The sequence below is a fragment of the Ruegeria jejuensis genome (assembly GCF_041537905.1).
Lineage (GTDB): Bacteria > Pseudomonadota > Alphaproteobacteria > Rhodobacterales > Rhodobacteraceae > Ruegeria_C.
Window position 1 is genome coordinate 1 of record NZ_JBGRUO010000035.1, and the last position, 13751, is coordinate 13751.

General features: G+C 60.3%; 14 protein-coding genes and 1 pseudogene. 6 read left to right on the forward strand and 9 right to left on the reverse strand.

From position 1 onward, the window contains the following. Window positions 1-318: 318 nt before the first annotated feature. The 3 genes and pseudogenes from AB1E34_RS24535 to AB1E34_RS24545 form a co-directional block, all read right to left on the reverse strand. Window positions 319-1766: pseudogene (locus AB1E34_RS24535) on the reverse strand (IS1182 family transposase). Window positions 1767-1955: 189 nt separating this feature from the next. Further along, window positions 1956-2183, reverse strand: a complete 228-nt coding sequence (locus AB1E34_RS24540) for a DUF2798 domain-containing protein (RefSeq protein ID WP_372574927.1) — start codon at window positions 2181-2183, stop codon at window positions 1956-1958. Further along, entirely contained in the window at window positions 2180-2950 is a 771-nt protein-coding gene (locus AB1E34_RS24545) for a hydroxypyruvate isomerase family protein (RefSeq protein ID WP_372574928.1), read from the reverse strand. The genes AB1E34_RS24540 and AB1E34_RS24545 overlap by 4 nt, the downstream gene beginning before the upstream one ends. Before the next feature lie 174 nt (window positions 2951-3124). Here AB1E34_RS24545 and AB1E34_RS24550 point away from each other — a divergent pair, with 174 nt between their 5' ends. Next, on the forward strand, window positions 3125-4057 hold the full coding sequence (locus AB1E34_RS24550) for a DMT family transporter (protein WP_372574929.1): 933 nt from the start codon (window positions 3125-3127) through the stop codon (window positions 4055-4057). Between the two features lie 11 nt (window positions 4058-4068). Here the strand turns inward: AB1E34_RS24550 and AB1E34_RS24555 are convergent, their stop codons facing one another. From AB1E34_RS24555 to AB1E34_RS24570, 4 genes are read right to left on the reverse strand one after another with little or no spacing between them, the layout of a single operon-like run. Then, window positions 4069-4365 (reverse strand): hypothetical protein, encoded by a 297-nt coding sequence (locus AB1E34_RS24555; protein WP_372574930.1) that lies wholly within the window; start codon window positions 4363-4365, stop codon window positions 4069-4071. After that, window positions 4355-5407: a hypothetical protein gene (locus AB1E34_RS24560; RefSeq protein ID WP_372574931.1), complete on the reverse strand. Its 1053-nt coding sequence runs from the start codon at window positions 5405-5407 to the stop codon at window positions 4355-4357. The genes AB1E34_RS24555 and AB1E34_RS24560 overlap by 11 nt, the downstream gene beginning before the upstream one ends. Further along, complete coding sequence (locus tag AB1E34_RS24565) at window positions 5404-5811, reverse strand: hypothetical protein (RefSeq protein WP_372574932.1); 408 nt, start codon at window positions 5809-5811, stop codon at window positions 5404-5406. Before AB1E34_RS24565 ends, AB1E34_RS24560 begins: the two co-directional genes overlap by 4 nt. Further along, on the reverse strand, window positions 5808-7295 hold the full coding sequence (locus tag AB1E34_RS24570) for an FAD-binding oxidoreductase (protein ID WP_372574933.1): 1488 nt from the start codon (window positions 7293-7295) through the stop codon (window positions 5808-5810). Before AB1E34_RS24570 ends, AB1E34_RS24565 begins: the two co-directional genes overlap by 4 nt. A gap of 221 nt (window positions 7296-7516) precedes the next feature. Between AB1E34_RS24570 and AB1E34_RS24575 the strand changes: the two genes are divergently transcribed. The 5 genes from AB1E34_RS24575 to pnp all read left to right on the forward strand — a co-directional run bounded on the left by AB1E34_RS24575 (window position 7517) and on the right by pnp (window position 12672). Continuing rightward, window positions 7517-8026: a DUF1643 domain-containing protein gene (locus AB1E34_RS24575; protein ID WP_372574934.1), complete on the forward strand. Its 510-nt coding sequence runs from the start codon at window positions 7517-7519 to the stop codon at window positions 8024-8026. 96 nt (window positions 8027-8122) lie between these two features. After that, complete coding sequence (locus tag AB1E34_RS24580; RefSeq protein ID WP_372574935.1) at window positions 8123-9133, forward strand: calcium-binding protein; 1011 nt, start codon at window positions 8123-8125, stop codon at window positions 9131-9133. Between the two features lie 169 nt (window positions 9134-9302). Further along, complete coding sequence (gene rpsO, locus AB1E34_RS24585; RefSeq protein WP_249712723.1) at window positions 9303-9572, forward strand: 30S ribosomal protein S15; 270 nt, start codon at window positions 9303-9305, stop codon at window positions 9570-9572. Between the two features lie 112 nt (window positions 9573-9684). Then, the gene (locus tag AB1E34_RS24590) at window positions 9685-10275 is read left to right on the forward strand and encodes a cyclase family protein (RefSeq protein WP_372574936.1); all 591 of its coding nucleotides are present in this window, start codon (window positions 9685-9687) and stop codon (window positions 10273-10275) included. A gap of 246 nt (window positions 10276-10521) precedes the next feature. After that, the gene (pnp, locus tag AB1E34_RS24595; RefSeq protein ID WP_372574937.1) at window positions 10522-12672 is read left to right on the forward strand and encodes a polyribonucleotide nucleotidyltransferase; all 2151 of its coding nucleotides are present in this window, start codon (window positions 10522-10524) and stop codon (window positions 12670-12672) included. A 154-nt stretch (window positions 12673-12826) separates the two neighbouring features. On the opposite strand, the gene AB1E34_RS24600 is transcribed toward pnp, so the two are convergent. Together AB1E34_RS24600 and AB1E34_RS24605 are read right to left on the reverse strand one after the other, a co-directional pair. Continuing rightward, the gene (locus tag AB1E34_RS24600) at window positions 12827-13321 is read right to left on the reverse strand and encodes a hypothetical protein (protein WP_372574938.1); all 495 of its coding nucleotides are present in this window, start codon (window positions 13319-13321) and stop codon (window positions 12827-12829) included. An 81-nt stretch (window positions 13322-13402) separates the two neighbouring features. Then, a complete protein-coding gene (locus tag AB1E34_RS24605; protein WP_372574939.1) occupies window positions 13403-13750 on the reverse strand; it encodes a GNAT family N-acetyltransferase in 348 nt (115 codons plus the stop codon). Between the last annotated feature and the right edge of the window lies 1 nt (window position 13751).

Sequence of the window (13751 nt, forward strand, 5' to 3'; positions counted from 1 at the left end):
TCCGCCATGGGACCCTCCTGTCTGTTGATTGAGAGACCCCAATCGTCAGACAGACGCGCCCAGTCTCAAAACCCAGACCGTCAGATCATCGCAATACACCAACCAAAAGCGCCCCTGCCGCCACAGCGGCTTCGTCCTTGTCCGGAGACTGTGTGTAAACTTTCTGGGTTTGTGCAGCTTTCCGTGAGTTTTGGTTTCGGAGCGTGTTTTGCCGATTGGTCGTTTTGGAAGCTCTAGATTGGTCCCGAGAGCCGTTCCCAAGGCAATCTGGGGCGATTTCGCTTTTTGAGGTGCCTTTTTTGGCCCAGTCGCTGCGCTTTAGGCTTTCATGGCGGCAACCAAAGCCGTGATGCCAATGATCTTCATCACGTGGTTCATGTTGTAGGCGAGGACATGTAATGCCATTTCAGTGGCTACGTTTTTCAACGGTCTCATCTTGAAGTGCGTGGCGCCCATCCATGATTTGATCGTGCCGTATGGGGGCTCAACGGTCATACTACGGACGGCCAATTGAGTGGGGTCCTTGTCCAGCCACTGCTGCACCCTTTCCAGAACGTTCTCGTGTTCACAGCGACGGATGCGGCGTTCTTTGCTGTTGGTGCATTTTTCTTTGATGACGCAGGTGGCACAGTTGCTCGACCCATAGACCCTGATGGCTTTTTCATCCTCTGGCCCGGTGAATCGGTAGATCAGTTGCTCGCCAGCAGGGCAGACATAGGTGTCAGCCTCTGCGTCGTAGGCGAAGTCGGTTTTATCGAACTGGCCCCTCGCTCCAGCGTTCGAAGTCTGAGGCTTGGGAACAACGACCGCGATGCCGGCTTGTTCGCAGGTAAGGATTTCCTCGCTTTTATAGTATCCCTTGTCCGCAACGGCTTCGATCCAATCCGAAGACATCGCATCGCGTGCTGCCACCGCCATCATCGACAAGGCGTCCCTGTCATAGCCATGCATGGTGACTTCCTGGGCGACGATCAGGTGGTGCTCAGCCTCAACCGCTGTCTGCACATTGTAATCCGCAACGCGCGGCATGCGGGGCGCGTTGTTGCCATGGGTCGCGCGTCAACATCACTCAGCGACACCTGCGTTTCGCCCGTTTCATCCATGCGTTTCTCGATTGATCGGTACCGTCGGGCTTCCTTTTGCAGGTGTTCCAGCTTCCTGAACGCGCGATCCATACGCTCCTCGGGCAGCGCCGTACCGGTTTGTTCAAATACCTCGTCTGCACGATCCAACTCACCCAGAAAAGGTTCAATGGCTTTATCAATCTCACCCAGCTTCTGGCGCAGCTTGCCGCGCATATAGTTCCTGGCCTTGGCATTGACGGCCTTGAACCGGCTGCCGTCGATTGCGACGAGGTTCCCGGCCAGCAGATTGATATCGCGGCATAGCACGACGAACTGTTGACACACCTTGCGGATCGCAGGCCCGTTATCTTTGCGGAAGTCGGCAATCGTCTTGAAGCCGGGCTTCAACCGGCCCGTCAGCCAAATGAGCTCCAGGTTGCGACCGCGCTCCCGCTCCAGTCGTCGCGATAATTGGACCTGGTTCAAACATCCGTAAAGATAAATCCGCAGCATCAGCCCCGGATGATAGCCAGGCCGACCGGTCGCAGCAGGCGTAGCATGGAAACCCAATTCCGATAATTTCAGCATGTTGATGAAGGCATCAATCGCTCGAACCGGGCTGTCGTCACCAACATAATCGTCCAGACGTTCCGGAAGCAAAATCGCCTGATCCCGATCTATACCTTCGATAAGTTGCCCCATGAAATGCCTCCGCATCGAATGAGAAAAGCATACCATACCCCACAAATCAGCGGGAGTTTTCACACAGCCTCTCCGCTAAACGGCCATCGAGCCGGAAATCCGTGAGTTTGGGTATGATGGCGGGTCAGGCCGGTTCGTATGTCGTTAGAAATTATCAGCATCAGGCCAAAGCTTGGGGATTTTCCAAACTCAGTCGCCGGACGTTTTGCTCTCCACCCAGCGCCGGATGCGGGGCCCGGCGATCAGGATGATTACGAAGGCGATGGGCCAGCTCAGGCTCCATGCGCCCATCCAGTCACCAAAGGTGTGGGGGCCGAACCCAACCGCCTTGAGCGTCGCCACGCAGGTCACGATGCAGGACATCAGGCCCGAGGTGATCAGGCTGAATAGAGCATGAGCGAAACGGCGCGGAATCATGGCAGGCCTGCCCCCCATGACATCCAGCCCAGCGTGTCGAGAGTATTGGGGTGCGAGGGCGTGTATTCGGCGCTGACCCAGCCCGCATAGCCGCTGGCGTCCATCGCGGCGAAAAGCGCCGGGAAATCAATCGGGCCCGGCGCGGGTTCGCTGCGATCCGGTGCCGCGCCGATCTGGGCGTGAAAGACGCCCGCGCCAAACCGCTCCCAGATACCTGCCGCATCGCCGTGGATCATCTGCGCATGATAGCTGTCATATTGCAGCCCTACATTGTCGCGCCCCACTGCGGTCAGGATATCGCTCGCCAGGTGGTAGTCGTTCAGGAAGTACCCCGGCTGCGCCACCGGGTTCAGCGGCTCGATGGTGAAGCGCTGCGCTGGGGCCTGATCGGCAAGCCATTGCAGGTTCTGCACATATGTCTCGAACGCTCCCGGCCCCGGATCATAACCGGCCATGACGTGAATTAGGCCCGGCTTGATCTCACCGGCAAAACGCAGGGTGCGCCGCATGTCAGAGCGGAACCGCTCTTCACCGCCGGGAATGGCAGCATAACCCGGCGTGCCGCCGGTGTAGTTGGGCGGCGGCGCGTTGATCAGGATCAGTTCCAAGCCACTGGCTAGCAGCCCGCGAAGGGTTTCCTTGGCCGGGTGTTCATAGGGGTAGAGCACCTCGACCCCCTCAAACCCGGCCCACGCCGCCGCGCGAAATCGCTCGCCATAGGGCAGTTCCGGGAACAGGTGGCTGATATTGGCGGCAAAACGCGGCATGGGACCTCTTTGTCGGGCCGAGAAAACCGTCAAACGCGCCAGGCGGCAAGAGCCAAAGGATCAAAAACGACCAATTGTCGAAATCAGAGCAGATCGCGCGGGCAGAATATTCTCAGATGGACCGGACAGGGCGATTCGGCCCGGGTCTTCATACATTGGAAAAAGGATCGCGGGATGACTCTCGGACCCGATCCCCTGCGTGGTCAGTCCGCTGGCTACGGCGGGCGTGGCTTTGCGCTGAACGGCAACCTGCTGGGCGTGTCATCGATGATGATGTGGGCGGCGGGGTTTCCGGCAGCCGAGATGCTGCTGCAGACCTGGCCGCCGTTGACTCTGATCACCGCGAGGTTCGCCACCGCAGTCCCGGTAATGATCCTCCTGTGGCTCTGGCTGGATGGTCACCGGCAGGTACTGGGCGCCAATTGGGCGCGCGCGCTCTGGGTCGGAGGTATCGGCTTTGGCGGCGGGACATATCTGATCCTGCTGGCGCAAGTGCTGACCGACCCGGTCACCGTCGCATTGATCGCCTCGTGCGCGCCTCTGGTGGGGGCGGTTCTGGAATTCCTGGCAAAGACCCGGCGGCTCAGCTGGCGCCTTGGGCTGGGGGTTGTGGCGTCCATTGCTGGCGGCGTGGTTGCGACCAACGCATTGGAGCCCGGCCAGATCGGGCTTGGAGCGGTTTGCGCGGTGGGGGCCACCATTCTGTTTACCTGGGCCAGCATGGTGACCGCACGCGATTTCCCGACCCTGTCCTCCATCGGGCGGGGCACGATTACCCTGACCGGGGGGCTGATCGCGATCACAGCGGCCGGTCTGATCGGGCTTGGCCTTGGTCATGACCTGATGCCGCGCGCGCCTATCGATCAGGGCCAGATCGGGATGCTGCTGATCTATGCCTGTCTGGCACTGGGGCTCAGCCAGGTGCTGTTTGTCGCCTCGATCGGCAAGCTGGGTGTGACGGTGGCCTCGTTTCACATCAACACGGCGCCCTTCTATGTGATGATCATCATGGTGGTTCTGGGCGCGGGCTGGAACTGGATGCAGGCCCTTGGCGCGGGCATCGTCGCGCTTGGCGTCGTGCTGGCCCAAAGCGGCGAACGCGCTTAACCCTGCCCCTGCTACGAGGCTTGTCTGGGCAAAGGCAAGCATCCCGGCAGACCGGCAGGCAGCACCAGTCGCGCCCCGGCCCGGTAGAGCCTCAGCGCCGCGCGCGGGTCTTCTGCGGCAAGCGTCACGGTGACCTGACTGGCGGCAAGAACTGACATGTCCGGCTCCAACCGCTCCATGAAATCCGAAGACGGCAGCACCACCACATAACCCGGCGCGGCATCGCTCATCAGGCTGACCGCCACCAGTGTCGACAGCCACCCGAGAACGAGCAGCGGCAGGGCGATCAGGACCCGCCTAATAGTCATGGATATGTTCCAGTTCGAGGCCGCCCTCCTGCATCCCCCGCAGCCTGTCGGCCAGATCCGCGACCTTTACCACGATCAGATGACGATAATCCCCGTATCCCTGCCGGGCAAAGCTGTAGAGCGCATCCGACCGCGCCGCCTCGGCAGAAATCGCGGTGAACAGGATGTCGTCATTTCCGGCGATCTCGACGAAGTCGATCCCGTCGGCCGCCATCTCGCTCAGAAGGGTGGTCAGCGCCCGATAGCGCGGCGTTTCGATGACAAAACCCTCGCTGTGCCGCCCGACAAGCTGCACGTCGTCATAAGATGCAAGGTCGATCGGATCGGTGCCACTCACGACCATGCGCAGGGTCAGATCATCGGCCCCGACCTCTGCCACGGCGGCGGCAATCACATCGGCATAGGCAGCCTTGGCCCCATATTCGAGGCCAAGCGCCGTCTTGCGTTCGCGGTCGCGAAATCCCTGACCTTGCAGCGCCTCCAACGCCTTTGCATCTTCGCGGAAACCCCATTTATACCACGGAATCTGCTGCAGGAACCGGGCATAGGCCGCGGCCTGCTCCGCCGACAGATCGTCTGTTTCCGCCCTCAGAGACCCGCGCAGCATTGTCGCCACCCGCCCGATGGTTTCCTCATACGCCGCCTTCAGCATCAATTCGAGCGTGAAGCTCGACCCGATCACATAGACCATCTGTTTGGTTGATCCGTCGATTCCACCATGCGCAGACGATTTCTCGGAAAGCTGACAGAGCGAGGACCAGAATTGCCCGATGCTGCGCAGATAGCCGTATTCATGAGGATCGCCGGTGCTGATCACCTTGGCATAATCGTCATAGGCGTGAACGATGTGCCATTCCGGATAAGTCATGAAGGTGCGCGATTCCGCCCGGTGATGTTCGGACGGCAGCAGCGAGGCATAGTCCTCGTCACCCCCCTCGCCCCGGCAGCTTGTTTCCACATATATCACGGGTGCCACCAGCATGACGGCCAGCAAGGCAACGACCAGCAGCAGACGCCCTATCCAGCGCAACAGGAACCTCATGCGCGGCGCTCGATGAAGAAGCCCGAATAAAGCGCAAAACCCCCAAGCGCCAGATGCGGCAGGTTCGCAAGGATGCGGCCAAGCGATAGGTCTATACCCAGAGAGGCATTGGTGAAGATGCCCATATCCAGAAATCCGTACCCGGCGAAAAAGCCGAAGACGCCATCACCCAGATAGGCCGCGCCGAAAAGGATCAGGAACATCCGCGCCGCATTGCGCGACATCAGCCCCGCCACCAGCGCCCAGAGGGCCGAGGCCACATGCAGCGCATCATCGTAGAAATCCAGCGCGAAGATGCCAAAGGCCAGCCCGTTCTCATCGGTCAGCCCGGGGATATAGTTGATCGAGGCCGCGATCATCAGCGCGACGAAGTAGAAAATCGCGATTTTCTGGAGAATGCTCATAGCTTGCTCAGATACCTGTCCCAAAAGTTGTTCCGCAGCACCAGATCCGGGTCCAGAGCGCGTTTGTCGGCGGCAAAGCCCGAGGCCTGAGGATAAGCCGTCACCAGTTGATCAAGCCGCGCATGCGGGCGATATGGCAGATAATAGCTGCCCCCGATCGCCACAATCCGGTCAATCAGCGTCTCGGTCATCCGCGCGATATCGGCCTCTGCCCGTTCGGTCAGTTCCTGACTGAAGGACATGACCGCCGCAATACGCGGCACCGGGGCGTAGGACAATGTGCTTTCGGGGTCGGTCGCCACATAGCGCAGGGTGACGTTCAGGAACTCCTGATACGAGGCCGGGATCACCTCGCGGCAGGCGATCAGGAAATCGTTGAACCGGTCGAAACCGACGAAATACTCATGCAGGATATCGGTGCGGTCCGGGTTGCGGTCATCCAGCGTCACCACCGGTTCGTTGATCAGGCTGTTGCGGGTGACATCGCCACTGCTCAGGCTCGGGCCAACGACCGTTTCGTTCCACCAGCGAAAATCCTTCATCGGCTCGCTACCAAGCTGGGCCCGGTAAATCCGGCTTGCCACATGGGCCATCCAGCCCGAGCCGGAAGCGGGCGGCAGGTTCTGCTGCTCATCGCTCTGGCGATAGGTCACCAGCAGCGCTTCCTGAAAAAACGCGGCACGCTGCACGTTCAGCCGACCATAGGCCATCGTAACCTCGGGATCAGCAAGCGCCGCCTCGAAGGCCTTGCTGAACTCATCTGCGGGCATCACCTCATAAAGCGGGTAGAGCCGCGCGTTGGGCACCATCTCGACCTCCATGTCGACAATCGCGCCGATCAGGCCATAGCCGCCCATGGCATGGCCAAAAAGATCGGCGTTTTCGCTGCGCGAGCAGGTGACCAGATCACCCGAGGGCAGCACCATCCTGAGCGAGCGAACGGTCGAGCCCATCGGACCCAAAGGCACCGGCCAGCCATGCGCGTTCACGCTATAGGTCGCGGCAACACCGAAATCGTTGTTTGACTGCATGACTTTGGGTGAATAGCCAATCGGGTCGAGCGCCGCGATCACATCGGACCAGCGCGCCCCGGCATGGGCACGAAAGACACCCGCATCTGTATCCGGTTCGATCCAGCCATTGTCAAACGTGACGGCAATGCCATCACGCGGGATCGCCTGCCCACCCATCGAGTGCCGCGCCGCACCGATATTGAATGCCCGCCCGTCCTGCTGGGCGGCGCGCATCTCATCGCGAACCGCCTGCATAAGGGCATCGCCGGGGTCCTCACCGATGACGATATGTTTGTGGATCGGGGTCGCCGACAACCCGCTGGCATCGTTGAGCACGCCCTCGCCCGAGGTCGGCACAATCCGCTTCGCCCCGGCATAAACCGGCTGCTTCGCGCCGAACCGCTCGGCCGCGACCCAGCCCGCCACTCCACCTGCGCCCACCAGGAACGCGCGTCGCGCAAGTTTTTTCATCGAGTCTCCACCTTGCACCTGAACCACCAGCCCGGACCGAAGAGAACTCCGTTTCACTTGCGGTCCCGTCACACCCAACAGTATCCGCCGACCGGGCAAGAGCGCTAGGTCATGAATTCCACCGCTTCGACGCCCGTTGCTCACCTCATGTGTCAGTAGGGTCAAGTTTCTGCTGTCAGAACGTATTTACGACCGTCCAGACCTCGTGTTAAGGCGCGCGAATGATCACTCGCACCCATACCAAGGGCGATGCGCCTTCGATCGCGGTCTATTCCGAATGCGAGCGCTACCGATACAGCCTCACACGGGTCTGGGACCCGGCCGGGCGCAAGGCGCTTTTTGTGATGCTGAACCCCTCGACCGCGACCGAAACCATAAACGACCCCACCGTCGAACGCTGCGAACGGCGGGCACGGGCGCTTGGGTTCGGGGCGTTTCAGGTTACAAACATCTTTGCCTGGCGCGAGACCGACCCGCACAAGATGCGCGGCACTGCCGATCCGGTTGGCCCGGACAACGATGCCGCGATCCTTGATGGGGCCGCCTGGGCCGATCAGGTGGTCGCCGCCTGGGGCACCCATGGTGCACATCTGAACCGCGGCCCCCAGGTCGAAGCTTTGCTGCGCGATGCAGGGCACGCGTTGTTTCATGTGGGCCTGACCAAACAGGGCCACCCGCGTCATCCGCTCTATGTGGCCTATGCGCAGGAGCCCGAAGCCTGGCCTGCTTAATCAGATATTAACCACCTTTGCTTTATAGCTTTGACCCAACCGTTCTTCGTATGTTCTGCTTCAGACGCGCGGCACGGCAACAGGCGGAGGTGCAGCATGATCGTATTTGCCAGCGTCATAGGCCTGATGGCAGCGGGCGGCGCGGTCCTGCTGACCTCGATCGATCCTGAACAGGGTGACGAAACGGATGAGGATGATCTGACACCGGACGAGGACTCTTCTTCAACCGAAAGCGCAAGAAACGGTGAGGGGGAAGGCACCGATACAACGGAGGAACCTCCGGATTTGCTTCATCAGATCATTGCCGGTGATTTGTCCGACAACGTGCTTGAGGGCGCAAGTGGCGATGACCAGATCAACGGCTATGGCGGCAATGACTCTGTGACCGGCGGCGAGGGCAATGACGACCTGCATGGTGCAGATGGTCAGGATCTGCTCTCGGGCGGCGCACATGACGATACGCTGCATGGGCAGGACGGTAGCGACACTCTGCTGGGCGGGGATGGCGCAGACAGCCTCCTTGGCCATTTCGGGCAAGATCACCTGCAGGGCGATGACGGGGCCGACACACTCTATGGCGGTCAGGACGGCGACAGCCTCGATGGCGGGCACGATGATGATGCACTGCATGGCGGCTATGGCGACGACACGCTGAACGGCGATGAGGGACAGGACAGCCTCTTTGGCGGTGAGGGGGATGATCTGGTGATCGGAACCGGCGATACCGGCGAAGAGAGCATAGATTACCTCAATGGCGGCGAGGGTGCGGATACGATCCTTGCCGGCGCGGGCGACATCGTCACAGGCGGCGGCGGTGCAGACCAGCTGTACCTCGACACAGGCGGCGAAGAGGATGACGGGGCGGCGGTCATGGATTTCGATCCGCTTGAAGACCGTCTTGTCCTTGTGGTCGAAGCCCCCGAAGAGACCGAAGCAGAGATCACGGTTGAATCCGACCCCAATCAGAACGGTCTGAGTCATGTTCTGCTGGATGGCATCCCCGTCGCAACGCTGCTGTCGAAAACGGCAATCGACCCCGCCGACATCCAGTTGATCGACGTCCAGAGCATGCCAGAGCTGATGGCAAAAGGCGCAGCCACCCTCTAGCCCGGGTTGCACCGCAACACGCGGCACATAAATCCTTTGCCATTACCCGCAATTCCCCGTATACGCGCGCATCCGCCTCGGAATCACCGGGCCGGTTCACTCTCCATGGGCCTGTGCTGGACGACATCCCGGCCTGCGCCATTCACTCTAACCCTGCAAGGAGACCCCGATGTCGATCACTACCGAAGAAAAAACACGCGTCATGAAAGAATTCGCAACCAAGGACGGCGACACCGGTTCGCCCGAAGTCCAGGTTGCCGTGCTCAGCTCGCGCATTGCCACGCTGACCGAACATTTCAAGACCCACAAGAAGGACAACCACGGCCGCCGTGGCCTTCTGAAGATGGTTGCCCAGCGCCGCAAGCTGCTGGACTACCTCAAGGGCAAGGACGAGGCCCGTTACCAGGACCTCATCAAGCGTCTGGGCCTGCGCCGCTAAGCCCGAAAGACATGACCGTCAGAACGCCTGCTCATTCGAGCAGGCGTTTTTCGTTGAGGAACGTTGCGCGCTGACGCAAAGATGATTGACCGAGTGACCCGAGAGCACAGCAATGACCGACTGGATCGACCTGACCCTGACACTGAATGACAAAACGCCAATCTACGCCGAAGAGGATTATTCCGACCCACCCTTCGCTGCCATGCCCTGGTCAAGCGTTGCGGATATGCGCTTCGAGGTCTGGCAGTTGGCGCTTGGGACCCAGACCGGAACCCATATCGACGCTCCGGCCCATTTCGTAGAAGGCGGCGCAACGATCGAAACGTTGATGCCAGCGGAAATGATCGGACGCTACCGACGCGTCGACGCCAGATCTCTGGAAGAGGACGACCTTCAGGTAGACTGGAACACCGAGACGCATCTGCTGCTCGACGCGCGACGGCCGCATCTGGCCAAACCGCATGTGTTGCACAGACTGATCGAGCAATCTCCGAAGGTCTGCATTCTTGCCGGGGAATTGCGTATCGCCGATGATGACCCGCTGTGGTTCCACATCAATCTGACCCGAACAGGCCGGTTTCTTGCGGAAGATCTGCGCGTCGATCACATCGACACAATTCCAGACAGCGGCGAGGCCATCACCATGCCCTTGCACTTGACGGGGTTGAGCGGGTCACCGGCACGGGTACTGCTCAGGCCGTAGGCCGCTTGCCATGGCACCCCTCCATTGAACAGGCCGGGCTGCGGCCTGAGCAGGGATCGGCCAAACCCACGATCCGGTCCGCTGGCACTTCCAATCTGGCCCATTCTGCTGTATGGCCGCAGAATCTGAGACGGTGTGCCCGGACCCCGGCACTCGCAAGGAAGATGGAAGGGGTCGGCGGCAATGGGGCCGCCATGCAAACGGGAGACCCGCAGGGGCGGGAGTGCTCCCATCTAGGATACGCATATGTTTGATGTAACGACGAAAAGCATGCAGTGGGGCGAGGAAACGCTCACGCTGGAAACCGGCAAGGTTGCCCGTCAGGCGGACGGCTCGGTCATTGCCACGCTGGGCGAAACCAGCGTCATGGCCAACGTGACCTACGCCCGCCAGCAAAAGCCCGGTCAGGATTTCTTTCCGCTGACCGTGCATTATCAGGAAAAATACTATGCCGCCGGTAAGGTTCCGGGCGGTTTCTTCAAGCGCGAGGCGCGCCCGACCGAGAAAGAGACGCTGACCGCGCGTCTGATCGACCGTCCGATCCGCCCGCTGTTTGTCCCCGGCTTCAAGAACGAAGTGCTGGTGATGTGCACCGTGCTGAGCCACGATCTGGTCAATGACCCGGACATGGTTGCGATGATTGCCGCCTCTGCTGCGCTGACCCTGTCGGGCGCCCCCTTCATGGGCCCGATCGCGGGCTGCCGTGTTGGGTTTGAGGATGGCGAATACGTCCTGAACCCGACCGTAGACGACATGCAGGACCTGCGCCTGAACCCCGAACAGCGCCTGGACCTGGTTGTTGCCGGCACCAAAGACGCCGTGATGATGGTGGAATCCGAGGCCTATGAGCTGACCGAGGCGGAGATGCTGGGCGCGGTGAAATTCGCCCATGAGCAAATCCAGCCGGTGATCGACCTGATCATCGATCTGGCCGAAGACGCCGCCAAAGAGCCCTTCGACTTCACCCCGCCGGACTATGCCGACCTCTACGAGGCCGTGAAAGCCGCCGGTGAGACCGCCATGCGTGCCGCCTTTGCGATCACCGACAAGCAAGAGCGCACCGCCGCTGTTGCCGCTGCCCGTGAAACCATCAAGGAAGCGCTGAGCGAAGAGCAACTGGAAGACGCCAATCTCGGCTCGGCCATGAAAAAGCTCGAAGCGGGCATTCTGCGGGGCGACGTGGTCAAGACCGGCAAGCGCATCGACGGTCGTGCGACCGACGAGATCCGCCCGATCGTCAGCGAAACCGGTCTGCTGCCTCGGACCCATGGCTCGGCGCTCTTCACCCGTGGTGAGACGCAAGGTCTGGTCGTGACCACGCTGGGCACCGGCGATGACGAACAGTTCATCGACGCGCTACATGGCAACTTCAAATCCAACTTCCTGCTGCATTACAACTTCCCGCCCTACTCGGTTGGCGAAGTTGGCCGCGTGGGCCCTCCGGGCCGTCGTGAAGTTGGCCACGGCAAGCTGGCATGGCGCGCCCTGCAGGCGGTTCTGCCCGCGGCGACCGACTTCCCCTACACCGTGCGGGTTGTCTCCGAGATCACCGAATCCAACGGATCAAGCTCGATGGCATCGGTCTGCGGCGGCTCGCTGTCTATGATGGATGCAGGCGTTCCGCTGAAAGCACCGGTTGCCGGTGTGGCCATGGGCCTGATCCTGGAAGAAGACGGCTCTTATGCGATCCTGTCCGACATTCTGGGTGACGAAGACCACCTGGGTGACATGGACTTCAAGGTGGCGGGTACCGAAAACGGCATCACCTCGCTGCAGATGGACATCAAGGTTGCGGGCATCACGCCCGAAATCATGGAAAAAGCCCTTGCGCAGGCCAAGGACGGCCGGGTGCATATCCTGAACGAGATGGGCAAGGCCCTGTCCGAGACCAACGAATTCTCGGTCCACGCCCCGCGCATCGAAACCATGAACATCCCCACCGACAAGATCCGTGAAGTGATCGGCTCGGGCGGCAAGGTGATCCGCGAGATCGTCGAAGTGTCGGGCGCCAAGGTCGACATCAACGACGATGGCGTGATCAAGATCGCATCGCCCAACGGCGACGCCATCCAGAAGGCCTATGACATGATCCACGCGATCGTGGCTGAGCCCGAAGAAGGCGCAATCTATACCGGCAAGGTTGTCAAGATCGTCGATTTCGGCGCCTTTGTGAACTTCTTCGGCAAGCGCGACGGTCTGGTGCACGTGTCCCAGATCGAAAACCGCCGCCTGAACCATCCGTCGGACGTTCTGAAGGAAGGTCAGGAAGTGAAGGTCAAGCTGCTGGGCTTTGACGACCGCGGCAAGGTCCGCCTGTCGATGAAAGTGGTCGATCAGGAAACCGGCGAGGAAGTCGTACCCGAGAAGAAAGAAAAGAAAGAGGCAAGCGCAGAGTAACCTGCCACTCTGATCCTTCTTCAAGAATTCAAGGGCTCCGGTGGCGACATCGGGGCCTTTTTTGTGTTCAGTTCCGGCAAATCGGCTATCTGATCACGATTTCGCGCATGTTTGCCAGCCATCATCAACCACCAGATGCCTTAGCGCCAACGCATCAGCCGGGCCAACAGGCTAGGGCTTGGTTGTAAACCCCGGACACATCCTGGCTGGGATCGCGAACAAAAATCGCAATGCCATTAAATACGTCGTGCCCATAGATCGCGGCGTCACACATCGCAGACATGACAAGGTCCGGCGTTTCGAGATCGATAGCAGGGACAATGCGCGCCCTCTCCTGCCCCTTGGGCAACCCGATCCCATGGTCTTCCATATGCTGACGCAAACGCTTCTGGCTGTCGCCAATAGGTGGCGTGAGCAGAAACAGAAACAACTGATTACCCTGTTGATCGGTCATATCCACGAGTTGCGGTTCCAAGTCCTGCAACCGGGTCACAAGCACGATTTCAGTCCGCCCGCGCATCAGGCTGCGCCTTGCCTTTCGATTGAGTCCAAGAGAAGCGCCAAGCTGTTCGCGCGCATCATCGTCGAGTTCAGCGCCTTCGGCAAAAGCGATGTAAATCGCAGGCGGGCTGCGATCAGGAAAGATCAACCTGTAACCGATCAGCGCGATCAGCGCGATCAGCGGGTGACGGTAAGCGCTATTAGCTTCTGGATCGGCGAGCCTACAAACTTATCCATACTGGTCATCCAATACCTCCCGCGCCATCCAATAAGTGCGCTGATCGCTCGCAACCGGGATATGTTCAAAGCCCTGGCTGTGCCAGAATCCAATGGCTTGATCATTTCCCGGATTGGTTCCCAGATGTATGGCGCGAACACCCGCCGAGCGGGACATGCGGTGCCATTCCTTCAGCAATCGCGTTCCCCATCCCCTGCCCTGACACTCTGGCAGCAGGTTCATGTGCACATGGGCCGGGTAGCGATCGACGATGTCACGAGGCACCTCTTTGGGCCGATACAGCGCCGCAATGCGCTTTTCGTCCGGTGTCCACTGCTCGCTACAGGCGGTGTCGGGCATC

Bases quoted from the DNA above. Each gene is read 5' to 3' on its own strand.
- AB1E34_RS24540 (WP_372574927.1), bottom strand. From the start codon at position 2,183: ATGATTCCGCGCCGTTTCGCTCATGCTCTATTCAGCCTGATCACCTCG.
- AB1E34_RS24545 (WP_372574928.1), bottom strand. From the start codon at position 2,950: ATGCCGCGTTTTGCCGCCAATATCAGCCACCTGTTCCCGGAACTGCCC.
- AB1E34_RS24550 (WP_372574929.1), top strand. From the start codon at position 3,125: ATGACTCTCGGACCCGATCCCCTGCGTGGTCAGTCCGCTGGCTACGGC.
- AB1E34_RS24555 (WP_372574930.1), bottom strand. From the start codon at position 4,365: ATGACTATTAGGCGGGTCCTGATCGCCCTGCCGCTGCTCGTTCTCGGG.
- AB1E34_RS24560 (WP_372574931.1), bottom strand. From the start codon at position 5,407: ATGAGGTTCCTGTTGCGCTGGATAGGGCGTCTGCTGCTGGTCGTTGCC.
- AB1E34_RS24565 (WP_372574932.1), bottom strand. From the start codon at position 5,811: ATGAGCATTCTCCAGAAAATCGCGATTTTCTACTTCGTCGCGCTGATG.
- AB1E34_RS24570 (WP_372574933.1), bottom strand. From the start codon at position 7,295: ATGAAAAAACTTGCGCGACGCGCGTTCCTGGTGGGCGCAGGTGGAGTG.
- AB1E34_RS24575 (WP_372574934.1), top strand. From the start codon at position 7,517: ATGATCACTCGCACCCATACCAAGGGCGATGCGCCTTCGATCGCGGTC.
- AB1E34_RS24580 (WP_372574935.1), top strand. From the start codon at position 8,123: ATGATCGTATTTGCCAGCGTCATAGGCCTGATGGCAGCGGGCGGCGCG.
- rpsO (WP_249712723.1), top strand. From the start codon at position 9,303: ATGTCGATCACTACCGAAGAAAAAACACGCGTCATGAAAGAATTCGCA.
- AB1E34_RS24590 (WP_372574936.1), top strand. From the start codon at position 9,685: ATGACCGACTGGATCGACCTGACCCTGACACTGAATGACAAAACGCCA.
- pnp (WP_372574937.1), top strand. From the start codon at position 10,522: ATGTTTGATGTAACGACGAAAAGCATGCAGTGGGGCGAGGAAACGCTC.
- AB1E34_RS24605 (WP_372574939.1), bottom strand. From the start codon at position 13,750: ATGCCCGACACCGCCTGTAGCGAGCAGTGGACACCGGACGAAAAGCGC.